At 50.6% G+C, this 14,598-nt stretch carries 12 protein-coding genes; 9 read left to right on the forward strand and 3 right to left on the reverse strand.

What is annotated here, in order from left to right; genetic code table 11:
- The first annotated feature begins 322 nt into the window (after positions 1-322).
- The 5 genes from HMPREF3277_RS05770 (at position 323) to rplS (ending at position 4,697) form a co-directional block, all read left to right on the forward strand.
- Positions 323-2,716, forward strand: coding sequence for a bifunctional acetate--CoA ligase family protein/GNAT family N-acetyltransferase (locus HMPREF3277_RS05770; RefSeq protein ID WP_070870319.1), 2,394 nt, complete (start codon positions 323-325; stop codon positions 2,714-2,716).
- Positions 2,717-2,792: 76 nt separating this feature from the next.
- The gene (rpsP, locus tag HMPREF3277_RS05775; protein ID WP_003740833.1) at positions 2,793-3,041 is read left to right on the forward strand and encodes a 30S ribosomal protein S16; all 249 of its coding nucleotides are present in this window, start codon (positions 2,793-2,795) and stop codon (positions 3,039-3,041) included.
- Between the two features lie 18 nt (positions 3,042-3,059).
- Positions 3,060-3,569, forward strand: a complete 510-nt coding sequence (rimM, locus tag HMPREF3277_RS05780; protein ID WP_049222878.1) for a ribosome maturation factor RimM — start codon at positions 3,060-3,062, stop codon at positions 3,567-3,569.
- Positions 3,569-4,318, forward strand: a complete 750-nt coding sequence (gene trmD, locus HMPREF3277_RS05785; protein ID WP_003740829.1) for a tRNA (guanosine(37)-N1)-methyltransferase TrmD — start codon at positions 3,569-3,571, stop codon at positions 4,316-4,318. The genes rimM and trmD overlap by 1 nt, the downstream gene beginning before the upstream one ends.
- Before the next feature lie 13 nt (positions 4,319-4,331).
- The gene (gene rplS / locus HMPREF3277_RS05790; protein WP_003740828.1) at positions 4,332-4,697 is read left to right on the forward strand and encodes a 50S ribosomal protein L19; all 366 of its coding nucleotides are present in this window, start codon (positions 4,332-4,334) and stop codon (positions 4,695-4,697) included.
- A 307-nt stretch (positions 4,698-5,004) separates the two neighbouring features.
- Here the strand turns inward: rplS and HMPREF3277_RS05795 are convergent, their stop codons facing one another.
- Positions 5,005-5,622, reverse strand: coding sequence for a PAQR family membrane homeostasis protein TrhA (locus HMPREF3277_RS05795; RefSeq protein WP_049222877.1), 618 nt, complete (start codon positions 5,620-5,622; stop codon positions 5,005-5,007).
- Positions 5,623-5,765: 143 nt separating this feature from the next.
- Positions 5,766-6,356: a tyrosine-protein phosphatase gene (locus HMPREF3277_RS05800; RefSeq protein WP_009312356.1), complete on the reverse strand. Its 591-nt coding sequence runs from the start codon at positions 6,354-6,356 to the stop codon at positions 5,766-5,768.
- A gap of 264 nt (positions 6,357-6,620) precedes the next feature.
- Between HMPREF3277_RS05800 and HMPREF3277_RS05805 the strand changes: the two genes are divergently transcribed.
- The 3 genes from HMPREF3277_RS05805 (at position 6,621) to ubiB (ending at position 12,339) form a co-directional block, all read left to right on the forward strand.
- Entirely contained in the window at positions 6,621-8,099 is a 1,479-nt protein-coding gene (locus HMPREF3277_RS05805; RefSeq protein ID WP_070870320.1) for a transferrin-binding protein-like solute binding protein, read from the forward strand.
- 454 nt (positions 8,100-8,553) lie between these two features.
- Positions 8,554-10,617, forward strand: a complete 2,064-nt coding sequence (gene glyS, locus HMPREF3277_RS05810; protein ID WP_070870321.1) for a glycine--tRNA ligase subunit beta — start codon at positions 8,554-8,556, stop codon at positions 10,615-10,617.
- 210 nt (positions 10,618-10,827) lie between these two features.
- The gene (ubiB, locus tag HMPREF3277_RS05815) at positions 10,828-12,339 is read left to right on the forward strand and encodes a ubiquinone biosynthesis regulatory protein kinase UbiB (protein WP_070870350.1); all 1,512 of its coding nucleotides are present in this window, start codon (positions 10,828-10,830) and stop codon (positions 12,337-12,339) included.
- Between the two features lie 202 nt (positions 12,340-12,541).
- On the opposite strand, the gene HMPREF3277_RS15770 is transcribed toward ubiB, so the two are convergent.
- On the reverse strand, positions 12,542-12,838 hold the full coding sequence (locus HMPREF3277_RS15770; RefSeq protein ID WP_168168251.1) for a hypothetical protein: 297 nt from the start codon (positions 12,836-12,838) through the stop codon (positions 12,542-12,544).
- A 386-nt stretch (positions 12,839-13,224) separates the two neighbouring features.
- On the opposite strand from HMPREF3277_RS15770, the gene ychF reads away from it, so the two are divergent.
- On the forward strand, positions 13,225-14,316 hold the full coding sequence (gene ychF, locus HMPREF3277_RS05820) for a redox-regulated ATPase YchF (protein WP_003777024.1): 1,092 nt from the start codon (positions 13,225-13,227) through the stop codon (positions 14,314-14,316).
- Positions 14,317-14,598 lie beyond the last annotated feature (282 nt).

The following is a 14,598-nucleotide window of genomic DNA, read 5'->3' on the forward strand; positions in this document are numbered from 1 at the left end:
GCCGTACTGGTTTAAAGTTAATCCACTATAAACAAATTGCCACACCCCAAGCCTACAAAAGGTCGTCTGAAAAGAACAAACCCTTACGTTCCCGCCTTTCAGACGACCTTTTATGCCATTTGTCATATATAATTCATATAAATAATTAAATCATTTATAGTTTGCATGTTCGCCATACCAAGCAACAAACAAACTTTTCATTTACAACAAAAACAAATAATAAACACCGAATCCGGTTCATTTACACACGGCAACCCTTCCAACCCAAACCGCCCGAAAGGTCGTCTGAAACGCACCGTCCACACACCGAAAAGGAGGCACCATGTCCGCCCAATCCATGTCCGGCTACTTCTTCATGCCCAACCACATCATCCTCGTGGGCGCGAGCGAACGCCCATACAGCTTGGGCGAACGCATCCTAAGCAATCTCCTGAGCGCACCGTTTCAAGGCAAAATTACGCCCGTCAACCTCCGCCACCGCACAGTTGCCGGACTCACCTCCTACACCAATCTCAACAAAATCCCCGGCAGCGCCGACCTCGTCATCGCCGTAACGTCGCCTGACAGCTACGACGCCCTGTTCAAGTCCTGCCGCAAAAAACAGTTCGGCCATATCATCCTCATCCAAGACTGGGAAAGCCTGTCCGACGACGAATGGCACACCGCCGAAGCCGCCATCAAAAAACACCACGGCAACGAACTCAACATCAGCGTGTGCAGCCCCGCGGGCGTGCAGCTTCCATCGCAAAGCCTCAACATCAGTTCCCAACCCGACCATCCGGCAGGCTACACCGCCCTTTTGACCGGACACGCCTCCGTCAGCAGCGAAATCAACCTCATGCTGCAAAAAATGGGACAGGGCATTTCACGCCACATCAGCCTCAACTATCCGCTCAGCCCCACCACTTCTGCCGACTGGCTCAACCGTTTCGGTCACAACCGCCACACCAAAGTTGCCGTTATCGAACACAACCCGGCCGAAAACCAGCGCAACCTGTTCAGCGCCATCCGCCATTTCACCCGCCACACCCCGCTCATCCTCCACGTTACCCACCGTTCGGACGACACCGAAAAAGCCGTGTTGCGCTGCCTTGCACGTCATTGCAACTTCCTCGCCACATTCAGCAGCAGCGAACTCGAAGCCGCCCTGCACGTACGTTTATCCGACCTCCCCCCTCTAAACAGCATCAACATCCTGTCCAACACTCCTGCCGAGTGGCTGGAAACCTGCGCGCCTCAAAACCTAAAACTCCAATTCCCCACCGAGCAGCCAAACATCCGCCAAGGTTACATCGGCAGCACACCCACGCCAGCCCATTACCACAGCATCGCCAGCCAACAACTTCAAAATACCCATACCGAAGCCCTGCTCGCCATCGTTGCCCCAACCGACAGTCCTGACGAAAAAAATCTGACCCGCACCCTGAGCATGCTGGCGAAACACACCGCCAAACCCCTGCTTGTCAGCAGCCGCTTTTCAGACGACCTCCTGCATTTCGACCGTCCCGAACAAGCCCTGCAAGCCGTATCGTTCCGCAACATTGCCGACCAACTGCAAAAAGAGCAGTTACGCATCGCCACGCCTAAAAAAGGTCGTCTGAAAACCCCACAAGCAAGAAACATCACCAAAGCCTTCGCTTCAAAAGACCTGCCCCTGCTTGCCGAAGCCCTGTGCCTGCCTGCCTATCAGCACACCGTGCATAACGCCGTGCAATTCCGTTTTCAACGCCATACCGTCTATGGCGACATCCTGACCGTATGCCATCAAGGCAGAACCACCGCCGCGCTCCCGCCGTTCTCTACGCTGGACAGCGAACACATCGCCCGTTTCGCCCAACTCGACAATACACACACCCTAAACCAGCTCCTGCACACCCTAAACACACTCAGCCAACGGCAACAATACATTGGCGAAATCCTGCTCAACCTCAACGGCGACCAATACAGCAGCGACTTTGTCTTGCAGGCTGACGAACGTCCTTCCCCCAAAAATAAACCAACCAATATAGCCACCCTCAAGCTCGAGCAGGCCGCCGCCAAAGTACAGACCGCAGCGGAATACCTGCGCAGCAAAAATCCGACTGCCGCCGAGTTCCTCCGCAACACCGGCGAAGCCGCCGCCGAACTTTTGGGCGCAAAAACCGAAAGCGAAGCCCTCATCCAAAACGTGCTCGCCCCCTACCCGACCGTGCATCCTGCCACGTTTACCCTCAAAAACGGCGAAACCGTAACCATCCGACCCTTCACTCCCGAAGACGCGGAAGCCAAACAGCAATTCGTCCGCAGCCTCTCTCCGCAAGCGCGCTACACCCGTTTTATGACCCATACCAACGAATTGCCCATCCCCACCCTCGCGCGCTTCAGCAAACTCGACTATCATAGCGAAGCCGCATGGACGGCTCGCAATTCAGACGACCTCATCGTCGCCGTCAGCCGCTTCAGCCGTATCAACCGCAACGAATGCGAATTCGGCATCACACTTGCCGAAAACGTGCGCGGCAAAGGGTTGGCAGCGGAAATGATGAAGCTGATTATCCAATCGGCAACACAACAAGGCTACCGCGTCATGAGTGCCCAAATACTCAAATCCAACACCCCTATGCTTAAACTTGCTGAAAAATCAGGCTTTACCATCACCCCTTCAGAAGAAGACAACACTTTATGCCAAGCACGCCTCAGCCTGACCACTCCGCAAAACAGCAACAAAAACAAATAAAAACTTGCATGAACAACGCAAAATATCCTAAAATTAGCGGTTTCTTATCTATCCGATTTTCTCAAAAGGACTCAAAATGGTAGTTATCCGTTTGGCTCGCGGTGGTTCTAAACACCGTCCCTTCTTCCACGTAGTCGTTGCCGACTCCCACAACCGCCGCGACGGCCGCTTCATTGAGCGCGTTGGCTTCTACAACCCTGTTGCCAATGAAAAACAAGAGCGCGTACGCCTCCAAGCCGACCGCCTGAACCACTGGATCGCCCAAGGCGCACAAGTCAGCGACGCAGTTGCAAAACTGATCAAAGAACAAAAAGCTGCTGCTTAATCACCGGCTAATCTTGCTATGACCGACACTCGACAACGGGTAGCCATGGGCTACATCAAAGGTGTATTCGGCATCAAAGGCTGGCTTAAAATAGCCGCCAATACAGAATACGCCGACAGCCTCCTGGACTACCCTGAGTGGCAGTTAAGCAAAGACGGTAAAACCCTGAACGTGACACTCGAAGCCGGCAAAATCGTCAGCGGAGAGCTTCAGGTCAAATTCGAAGGCATAGACGATCGCGATCAAGCTTTTGCCCTGCGCGGCTATACCATCGAAATCCCCCGAGAAGAATTCGCCCCCACCGAGGAAGACGAATATTATTGGGCAGATTTAGTCGGCATGACCGTTGTCAACAAAGACAATATCGTGCTTGGCAAAGTCACAAACCTGATGGAAACCGGCGCCAACGATGTTTTGATGATTAATGGCGAACATGGTCAAATTCTGATCCCGTTCGTATCCAACTACATCGAAACCGTCGATACCGAAGGCAAAACCATTACCGCCGACTGGGGCTTAGACTACTGATGTTGATACAAGCCATCACCATCTTCCCCGAAATGTTCGACAGCATTACCGAATACGGCGTAACCGGTCGCGCAAAAAAACAAAACCTTTGGCAATTCCAAGCCATCAATCCCCGCAAATTCGCCGACAACAAACTCGGCTATATTGACGACCGCCCCTTTGGTGGAGGTCCGGGAATGATTATGATGGCGCCGCCGCTGCAAGCAGCGATAGAAGAAGCCAAACAAACATCTTCAGCGCCTGCAAAAGTCATCTACCTTAGTCCACAAGGTCAACCGCTGACCCACAAAAAAGCCGTAGAGCTTGCAAAATCCCCACATCTCATACTGCTTTGCGGACGATACGAAGGAATTGACGAACGCCTGCTGCAAAGCAGCGTAGATGAAGAAATCAGCATAGGCGACTTTGTCGTTTCCGGCGGAGAGCTACCCGCCATGATGCTGATGGATGCCGTACTCAGACTGATACCCGGCGTATTGGGCGACATACAGTCAGCCGAACAGGATTCGTTTTCAGACGACCTATTAGACTGCCCCCATTACACCAAACCTTTAGAATTCCAAGGCATGACCGTCCCTGACGTATTACGTTCGGGCAATCATGGCTTGATAGCCGAATGGCGGTTGAAACAATCGCTGCGGCGCACCCTGGAGCGCAGACCAGACCTGCTGGAAAAGCGCAGTTTAATCCCAAAGGAATCCCGCCTCTTAAAAGAAATCTTGCAAGAGCAACAGGAAATCCAATCATAATTTAGGAAAAACAATGAACCTGATTCAACAATTAGAGCAAGAAGAAATTGCTCGTCTGAACAAAGACATCCCCGAATTCGCACCGGGCGACACCGTAGTCGTTTCCGTACGCGTAGTAGAGGGTTCACGCAGCCGTCTGCAAGCTTACGAAGGCGTTGTTATCGCCCGTCGTAACCGCGGCTTGAACAGCAACTTCATCGTCCGCAAAATTTCCAGCGGCGAAGGCGTTGAGCGTACTTTCCAACTCTACTCTCCTACCGTAGAAAAAATCGAAGTAAAACGCCGCGGTGACGTCCGTCGCGCCAAACTGTACTACCTGCGCGGCCTGACCGGTAAAGCGGCCCGCATTAAAGAAAAATTGCCTGCCCGTAAAGGTTAAGCAAAAGAATTGCAAAGCAAAATCCCCACTTTTCAGTGGGGATTTTTTACATCATCTTTCTATCATTAGGCAGTAAATTCAATTACAGATAAGATTTCGGTTACCGGCCTACAACAAAAACCTTGATACAACTTCTATAGTGGATTAACTTTAAACCAGTACGGCGTTACCTCTCCTTAGCTCAAAGAGAACGATTCTCTAAGGTGCTGAAGCACCAAGTGAATCGGTTCCGTACTATCTGTACTGTCTACGGCTTCGTCGCCTTGTTCTGATTTAAATTTAATCCACTATACAAACCGTCAGCCTCTTAAAGTACATAAAAATAGATGCAGACAAATTGAGCCAAGCTTCCACCAAGAACAAACAAATGCCAAATACCATGACCATGTTTAATCTTTTTATCATTCACAAACCAATAGATACCGACGCTATACAATATACCGCCCAACGCAAGCCAAAACAGCCCGACAGATGAAAGCGATTGAACCAATGGAAATAAAGCAACCAAAATCAACCATCCCATCACCACATAAATAATCATGGACAACAGCCGTTTTTCACTCTTTCTCCCTATCGTAAGCTCTTGAATAATCCCTAAAAATGCTAAGCCCCACGACACACCGAAAAGCGACCAACCCCATTCTCCCTTAAGAGGAATCAAGGTAAACGGGGTATAGCTGCCTGCAATCAACAGATAAATCATGCAATGATCCACTTTTTGCAAGACAGCCTTAATTTTAGGTTGAGGAATACTGTGGTACAACGTTGAGCCCAGATACAGCAAAGACAGGCAAACACCATAAGTAATCGCACTGGCAAGCCGATATGAATCATCCGCCTTAATAATCATCAGCACCAATGCCGCAACAGCCAGCATGGCGCCGATCAAATGAGTATACGCATTAAAGCGTTCACCGTGATACATAAGAATCGTTCTTAGTTTGAAGAGACCGGCAAAGTGTACGCCAAACACAATACCGTAAGCGCAAGAAAATGATAAAGATAAGTTAAAACCAACATCGTTATCATTCCAAGACGCCTAATCCAGGCCTTACCTTACATTCAACATCATCCCTCTTTTCGCAGACGTTCCAAATGTTCGCGTACTTCCTGTACCTTTTCTTCGGTAAACAAATTCTCAATATTTTTCCAGATACTATGATAACCATAAGGACCATGTTGCATTTCCAACCTGGCCTCTTCCACCGACCAACCCTGATAAATAATACGGTACATTCCGGAAATCAAACCTGTACGGTCAGCCCCATGATAGCAATGAACCAATACAGGACCGTATTTCTGCTGCTTTTCAATTAAGAAAAGAGTTTGCGCGACATCTTTAGGCTTAATTTTCCACGTCAACAAAGGACGGTTCAGCAGCATCAAATTGCGGCCTTTTAAATGTGTTTCGTTGTCGTTCCGATCAAAAAATCGCAAATTAATCACGCTACGGATACCGAGTTGCTCAATCAGTTCCCCATCTTCCGCAACCGGCTGCTCACTGCGGTAAAGCTTATCGTCAATACGGTACAAATTAGCATCTTGCTTTACCAAAGTCGCCCAACGGGCGGAAGCAGTAGAAATATCTTGAGGAGCCATAGGAGTGGAGCACGCAGCGAGGAAACATGAACACAAAATTACAGACACAAAATGACGCATAAATTCTTCCCTAAAATAAAACGTGATTGTAATGGTAGGTCGTCTGAAAACGAAGCCCGATTAAAGCAGACAACCGCAACCAGCAGCTGCAAGCATTTTCAGACGACCTTTATGTCGTACAAATCAAACACAAACCACATATCGATGGACAATTATCCCAACAAATGTAAAAAACAGTTTATTTTTGTCATAATTATATCTATGATAATACTTTATGCCATTTGATAAAAAAGCACCATTCCAATCAACAAAAAAGGGGACAATATGTCTGCAATCAACACTAAAATCAAAACCATCATTTTAACCGCTATCAGCGCTGCAATCCTGTCTGCCTGTGGAGGCGGCGGTGGCAGCGGTGGCGCATCCACTCTTTCCACCGGATCAACCAGCACAAGTGGCAACGGCAGCCCTGCTAAAAACAGCAGCCCAAGCAATGCCGCCCCCAGCGCTACCAACAACAATAATGGCAATACCGTAGCAGCAGCTACCCCTAGTCATAACCGCGCTGACAATCTCGCGGACTTGATTGATGAAGCACCGCTTGAAGCAGTAAATGGCGCTACACCACTGCACACCAGCTTTATTTCCTCTGCCACTGCACAACAAGGCAATCCAAATGCCCAGTTACGTCTTACCAGAACAGCAGACGGAAAAGAATATACAGGTGATTTCTACCTTACTGACAGCAAAGAAAACAATCAAAACGGTTTAATTAGTTCATTGGATTTCAAAAACAATGACGAAGTAAAATTGGACGGCGTAGTAATTGCCAACCAAAATGCCGCTCAAGTCAATTGGACCACACCATATTCTCTGATTATGAAAGTATTTTCAGGCGGTAATACAAAAAGTGATGGGGGCCCACAAAACGGCAAGATAAGTGGCGACAGTAAAAACTTTATTAATGGTCGTGCCTCAATCGATGAGAAGATTACCGAACTGTACACTCAAATCGAAACAGCCAAAGAGACTTTAAAACAAGCTAAAGAGAAAGGCGATGCTGATGCTATCGCAAAAGCTCAGGCAAAACTTGACGAATTGAACGATTTATATGGTCGTCTTCGTGATGCGCGTCCTGCTATAGCTGCCGAAGCCAAAAGCTTGGCAGACAAATTGGCATACTTTAGAAAAGGTAACTTGGTTGCCGGTGATGGTAAACATCTCGTTTTTGACAAACGTTTCGACGGTGTATACATCATCCAATTTACTGATGGCACACAAATCGTCATGCACGACCCCGCTGCAGCCGGTTGGGCTTATCAAACCTTTGCATACTATTTTGATCCCAAAAACGATGTCGCATTCGGCTATCAAAGCTTAGGCGATGAAACCAAGTTCACCGACCTGCCTGAAAAAGGTACGGCAACTTACAACGGCTTGACTACTGCCTATGTTGTGAAAGGTGACCAAAGCCGTCAGCTGACGGCGGATGTTAAAGCCATCGTCGATTTTGGTTTAAAAGGCGTACGCTTTGAAACTGCCAATTCCCAATTCCACTCCCTCGACGCCAACGGCCGCCGCGTAAGCGAAGCCGATGCGAAGTACGACATGAAAGGTACGGCGAAATGGGAAAACGGCAACCTCTTCCTGGGTTCAGTTGAAGCAGCCGCAGCAGGTCTGAAAGGTAATTTGAGCGGTAAATTCTACGGTACAAAGGCTGCTGAAATCGGCGGTACTTACGGTCTGAAAAACCAAGACGGCAGCGAACACCTCATCGGCGGTTACGGCGCGAAACGTCAATAATCCTAATGACCGTCTCCTTTAAAAAGGTCGTCTGAAAGACTGTTTGCAGTTTCAGACGACCTTTTTCTTTTAACCTGCCAAACACACACCCGCACCAATATGAAAGCGCATAACATGATCACCTAATGCAGCGACAGATTGATTTGAAATCAGGGCAAAACAAGGAAATTATCCTTATCCGGCAGCTTTATCCCCTATCTTCATCACCCTCTACCCGCTTCTATTACCAACTTCTCTAATAATCACGCCGCAGAAAAGGCGCAATTGTGGCATAATCTGCACCAAATCAAACAGACATCGGCAATGCACACCATACCGGCGCGTGAATCCGATGGCTTTATCACCAAACTTTCAGACAAATCCAACCAAGACAGGGTTTCCAGCCAGAGGTCGTCTGAAAGTATCCGCTTCAACGAAATTAAAACCGACAAATGTAAAGAGCAGAAAGTCTCACATGACAACCCAAACCCTTTTAATCGAACTCCTTACCGAAGAACTTCCCCCCAAAGCCCTGAATAATTTAGGCAACCACTTCGCCGCTTTTGTTGCCGAAGGCTTGGAAAAAGCGCAACTGATTGACGGCGCAGCCGAATATACCGCCTACGCCTCGCCGCGCCGTTTGGCCGTTCAAGTTAAAAACGTGAAAGCCGTTCAAGCCGATCAGAAAATCGTGAAAAAAGGCCCTGCCGTGGCGAATGCCATGAAAGACGGTGCGCCGACCAAGGCTTTGGAAGGTTTCGCACGCGGCGCAGGCGCGAAAATCGAAGACTTGACCATCATTAACGATGGCAAGCAAGACGTGTACGCCTACGAATACGTCCAAACCGGCAAACCTCTGGGCGAACTTTTGGAAGACATTATCAATCAAGCCGTTAAGAAACTGCCGATTCCGAAAGTGATGCGTTGGGGCAGCAGTACGTTTACCTTCGTGCGTCCCGTCCACGGGCTGATTGTGCTGCACGGCAGCGACATCGTAAACGTCAGCGTTTTGGGTCTGCAAAGCGGCAATCAAACCTTGGGACACCGCTTCCTTTCCAGCGGCGAAATTACCATTGAAAACGCCGACAGCTACGCCGTACAAATGCGCGAGCAAGGCAAAGTCGTTGCTTCGTTTGCCGAGCGCAAAGCCGCGATTCAGACGGCATTGAACGAGCAGGCAGGTCGTCTGAAAGCGACCGTTGCCGCCGATGAAGCCCTGCTGGACGAAGTCACCGCGCTGGTTGAATGGCCTGTGGTATTGGAAGCCGGTTTTGAAGAACATTTCCTCGCCGTGCCGCAGGAATGCCTGATTCTGACCATGCAGCAAAACCAAAAATACTTCCCGCTGCTCGACCAAAACGGCAAGCTGATGAACCGCTTCCTGCTGGTCTCCAACCTGCAAACCGAAGACCCGTCGCACATCATCCAAGGCAACGAACGCGTTTTGCGCGCGCGCCTGTCTGATGCCGAATTCTTCTACAAGCAAGACCAGAAAGCGACTTTGGAAAGCCGCCTGCCCAAGCTGGCAAACGTGGTGTACCACAACAAAATCGGCTCGCAAGCCGAACGCATCGAACGCCTGCAAAGCATCGCCGCCCACATCGCCAAAGCTTTGGGCGCAGATGCCGCCGCAGCCGAACGCGCCGCGCGTTTGGCGAAAGCCGACTTGGTGACCGAAATGGTCGGTGAGTTCCCCGAACTGCAAGGCACGATGGGCAAATACTACGCCCGCTTAGACGGCGAAACCGAAGAAATCGCCGAAGCCGTCGAGCAGCACTATCAGCCGCGTTTTGCCGGCGACAACCTGCCGAACGGCAAAGTCGCCACCGCCGTGGCGCTGGCCGACAAGCTGGAAACCTTGGTCGGCATTTGGGGCATCGGCCTGATTCCTACCGGCGACAAAGACCCCTACGCCCTGCGCCGCGCCGCCTTGGGTATTTTGCGGATGCTGATGCAGTATGGTTTGGACGTAAACGAGCTGATTCAGACGACCTTCGACAGCTTCCCCAAAGGTTTGCTCAACGAGAAAACGCCGTCTGAAACCGCCGACTTCATGCAGGCGCGCCTTGCCGTGTTGCTGCAAAACGACTATCCGCAAGACATTGTTGCCGCCGTACTTGCCAAACAGCCGCGCCGTTTGGACGATTTGACCGCCAAACTGCAAGCCGTCACTGCGTTCAAACAACTGCCCGAAGCCGCCGCGCTCGCCGCTGCCAACAAACGCGTGCAAAACCTGCTGAAAAAAGCCGATGCCGAATTGGGCGAAGTCAATGAAAGCCTGCTGCAACAAGACGAAGAAAAAGCCCTGTACGCCGCCGCACAAGGCTTGCAGCCAAAAATCGCCGCCGCCGTTGCCGAAGGCAATTTCCAGACCGCCTTGTCCGAACTGGCTTCCGTCAAACCGCAAGTCGATGCCTTCTTTGACGGCGTGATGGTGATGGCGGAAGACTCCGCCGTAAAACAAAACCGTCTGAACCTGCTGAACCGCTTGGCAGAGCAGATGAACGCGGTAGCGGATATTGCGCTCTTGAGCGAATAATATATAGCCGTAAACAAAGGTCGTCTGAAAACGGACAAGCAGCTTTGCCCAACGTTTTCAGACGACCTTTTTGATTCAATGAAGGCAAACCATCTGCTCGCCCGCAAAGCCAATTCCCGCTCACATCCTTGTCTTAGCCCCATCCCATTCCGTGTGGGCACAGCCTATTTACTATATAATTTCGACTTTCAGCATTTTCCGCGCTTAATCATGAAACGGCTCAAACGCATCAAAACCATCCTCCGCACGCTTTACCTCTACCGCCTCGCCGAGCTGTTTGCCGCGCTTGTCCGTCCGGGCTGGGCGCGGACGATGTTGAAAATGCTGCCGCAGTCGTCTGAATTGGAAAACGAACCGCCGGCCGTCCGCCTGCGCCTTGCACTAGAAAGCCTGGGGCCGATTTTCATCAAGTTCGGACAGGTTCTCTCTACGCGCCCCGATTTGATTCCACATGATTACGCGGTCGAACTGGCAAAGCTGCAAGACAAAGTCCCACCGTTTGATGCGCAGCTTTCACGCTCGCAAATCGAAAAATCGCTGGGGCAATCCATCGAAACGCTGTATGCGGAATTTGAAACCGAACCCGTCGCCAGCGCGTCCATCGCCCAAGTACACAAAGCCCGCCTGCATTCGGGCGAACAGGTGGCGGTCAAAGTCTTGCGCCCCAACCTTTTGCCCGTGATCGAACAGGATTTGTCGCTGATGCGTTTTGGCGCGGCTTGGGTTGAGCGTCTGTTTGCCGACGGCAAGCGTTTGAAACCGCGCGAAGTGGTGGCGGAATTCGACAAATATCTGCATGACGAGTTGGACTTGATGCGCGAAGCCGCCAATGCCAGCCAGCTCGGCCGCAATTTTCAAAACAGTGATATGTTGATTGTACCCAAGGTGTTTTACGACTACTGCACCAGCGACGTACTGACCATCGAATGGATGGACGGCACGCCGGTATCGGAAATCGCCAAACTCAAAGCCGACGGCATCGATTTGCACAAACTTGCCGATTACGGCGTGGAAATCTTCTTCACACAAGTCTTCCGCGACGGCTTTTTCCATGCCGATATGCACCCCGGCAACATTTTGGTCGCCGCCGACAACCGCTACATTGCCCTCGATTTCGGCATCGTCGGCACGCTGACCGACTACGACAAACGCTATCTCGCCATCAACTTCCTCGCCTTTTTCAACCGCGATTACCACCGCGTCGCCACCGCCCACATCGAATCGGGCTGGGTGCCCGCCGACACGCGCGCGGAAGAATTGGAAGCCGCCGTCCGCGCCGTGTGCGAACCGGTGTTCAACAAACCGATTTCGCAAATCTCGTTCGGCCTCGTATTGATGCGCCTGTTTGAAGTCAGCCGCCGCTTCAATGTCGAAATCCAGCCGCAGCTTGTGTTGCTGCAAAAAACGTTGCTCAACATCGAAGGCTTGGGACGACAGCTTGATCCCGATTTGGACTTGTGGAAAACCGCCAAACCGTTTTTGGTGAAATGGATGAACGAACAAGTCGGCCCCAAAGCCTTTTTGCGCAACCTCAAAAACGAAGCCCCCGACTGGGCGCAAATCATCCCTTCCCTACCGCGCAAAATCAATGCGCTGGTTGACGAAAACCGCCAGCAGGAAATGCGCGATGCCTATATCCATTTGGTCAAAGTACAGCAGCGGCAAAGCATGTGGCTGGGCGTGATTGCGATTGTGTTGCTGCTGATTTTGCTGTTTGATTAAAAATCCATATACACAAAAGGTCGTCTGAAAACGAAATAGTGGTTTTAGAAAAACTCGCTATCCGCATTTTCAGACGACCTTTTATTATGAATTTGAATAAAACGCACACCTCAATCGTAGCATGGGCTCCGCCCACGAAAATTGGATATTTTGCCCCTCATCCCAAACAAAATTGACCAACATATAGTGGATTAAATTTAAATCAGGACAAGGCGCCGAAGCCGCAGACAGTACAGATAGTACGGCAAGGCGAGGTAACGCCGCCCTGGTTTAAAGTTAATCCACTATAATTTCTCGCGGGCAAAGCCCACGCTACTTTTCTACTCATTACCAAGGTCGTCTGAAAACACGGATTGCAGCCAGGCAAACCTGATATGACCGTTTTCAGACGACCTTCTATTGCGAGTTTGAATAAAATACCCGCCACTACCGTAGCGTGGGCTTTGCCCACGAAAATCAAGATATTTTGCCCCTCATCCCAAACAAAATTGACCAACATAATTTCTCGCGGGCAAAGCCCACGCTACTTTTCTACTCGTTACCAAGGTCGTCTGAAAACACGGATTGCGGCTAAGCAAACCCGTTATGACCGTTTTCAGACGACCTTCTATTGCGAGTTTGAATAAAACACCCGCCGCAACCGTAGCGTGGGCTTTGCCCACGAAAATCAGGATATTTTGCCCATCGCCCAAAAACAGAATAGACCGATAAATTTCTCGCGGGCAAAGCCCACGCTACTTTTCTACTCATTACCAAGGTCGTCTGAAAACGCAAAACCGTTCTCACCGTATAAAACCACGCTTTTCAGACGACCTTTACAGTTTTTGAGTCATTCCCCGATATGCTATAATCCGCCGTTAAACTTTTATCTTTTCAGGAAAAACCATGAGCTTGAAATGCGGCATCGTCGGCCTGCCCAACGTCGGCAAATCCACCCTCTTTAACGCGCTGACCCAATCGGGCATCGAAGCGGCGAACTATCCCTTCTGCACCATCGAACCCAACGTCGGCATCGTCGAAGTGCCCGACCCGCGCATGGCGGAGCTGGCGAAAATCGTCAATCCGCAAAAAATGCAGCCCGCCATCGTCGAGTTCGTCGATATTGCCGGTTTGGTTGCAGGCGCGAGCAAAGGCGAAGGCTTGGGCAACCAGTTCCTCGCCAACATCCGCGAAACCGACGCCATCGTCAACGTCGTGCGCTGCTTTGACGACGACAACATCGTCCACGTTTCCGGCAAAGTCGATCCGATTGCCGACATCGAAACCATCGGCACCGAACTAGCCCTTGCCGACCTCGCCAGCGTCGAAAAAGCCATCGTCCGCGAAGAAAAACGCGCCCGCTCAGGCGACAAAGACGCGCAAAAACTGGTCGAACTGTGCAAAAAACTGCTGCCGCATCTGGACGAAGGCAAACCTGTCCGCTCTTTCGGCTTAGACGCGGAAGAACTCGCCATGCTCAAACCGCTGTTCCTGCTCACCGCCAAACCTGCCATGTATGTCGGCAACGTTGCCGAAGACGGTTTTGAAAACAATCCGCACCTCGACCGCCTGAAAGAATTGGCTGAAAAAGAAAACGCCCCTGTTGTCGCCGTTTGCGCCGCGATGGAAAGTGAAATCGCCGAATTGGAAGACGACGAAAAAGCCGAATTCCTCGCCGAAATGGGCTTGGAAGAACCCGGTCTGAACCGCCTGATCCGCGCGGGCTACGACCTCTTGGGCCTGCAAACCTACTTCACCGCCGGCGTCAAAGAAGTCCGCGCCTGGACCATCCACAAAGGCGACACTGCCCCACAAGCTGCCGGCGTCATCCACACCGACTTCGAACGCGGCTTCATCCGCGCCCAAGTCATTTCCTACGACGACTTTGTCTCGCTCGGTGGTGAAGCCAAAGCCAAAGAAGCCGGCAAAATGCGCGTAGAAGGCAAGGAATATGTCGTGCAGGACGGGGATGTGATGCATTTCTTGTTTAACGTATAAACCAAATGCAATAAGTTTTCAGACGACCTTCCTAACCGAGGTCGTCTGAAAACCATCATTCTGTTGTTTCGGACTTAGGAAGTTATCCATGAAAAAATCTATTCTCTATATGGCATTATTTTTCGCTGCCTCAACTGCCCAAGCACAAACACCGCAACAAATCGTACAGAAGTTTTATCCGAAATATTCGCAAAAATACCAATGTTACCAAGTCAATGTGAAAGACAATGGTCAATACTGTGTACGTCAAACCAAAAGCGAAACGCGCCAAACTGCTCAAGG

Origin of the sequence: Neisseria sp. HMSC70E02 (assembly GCF_001838645.1) — a bacterium.
Taxonomy (GTDB): Bacteria; Pseudomonadota; Gammaproteobacteria; order Burkholderiales; family Neisseriaceae; genus Neisseria; species Neisseria macacae.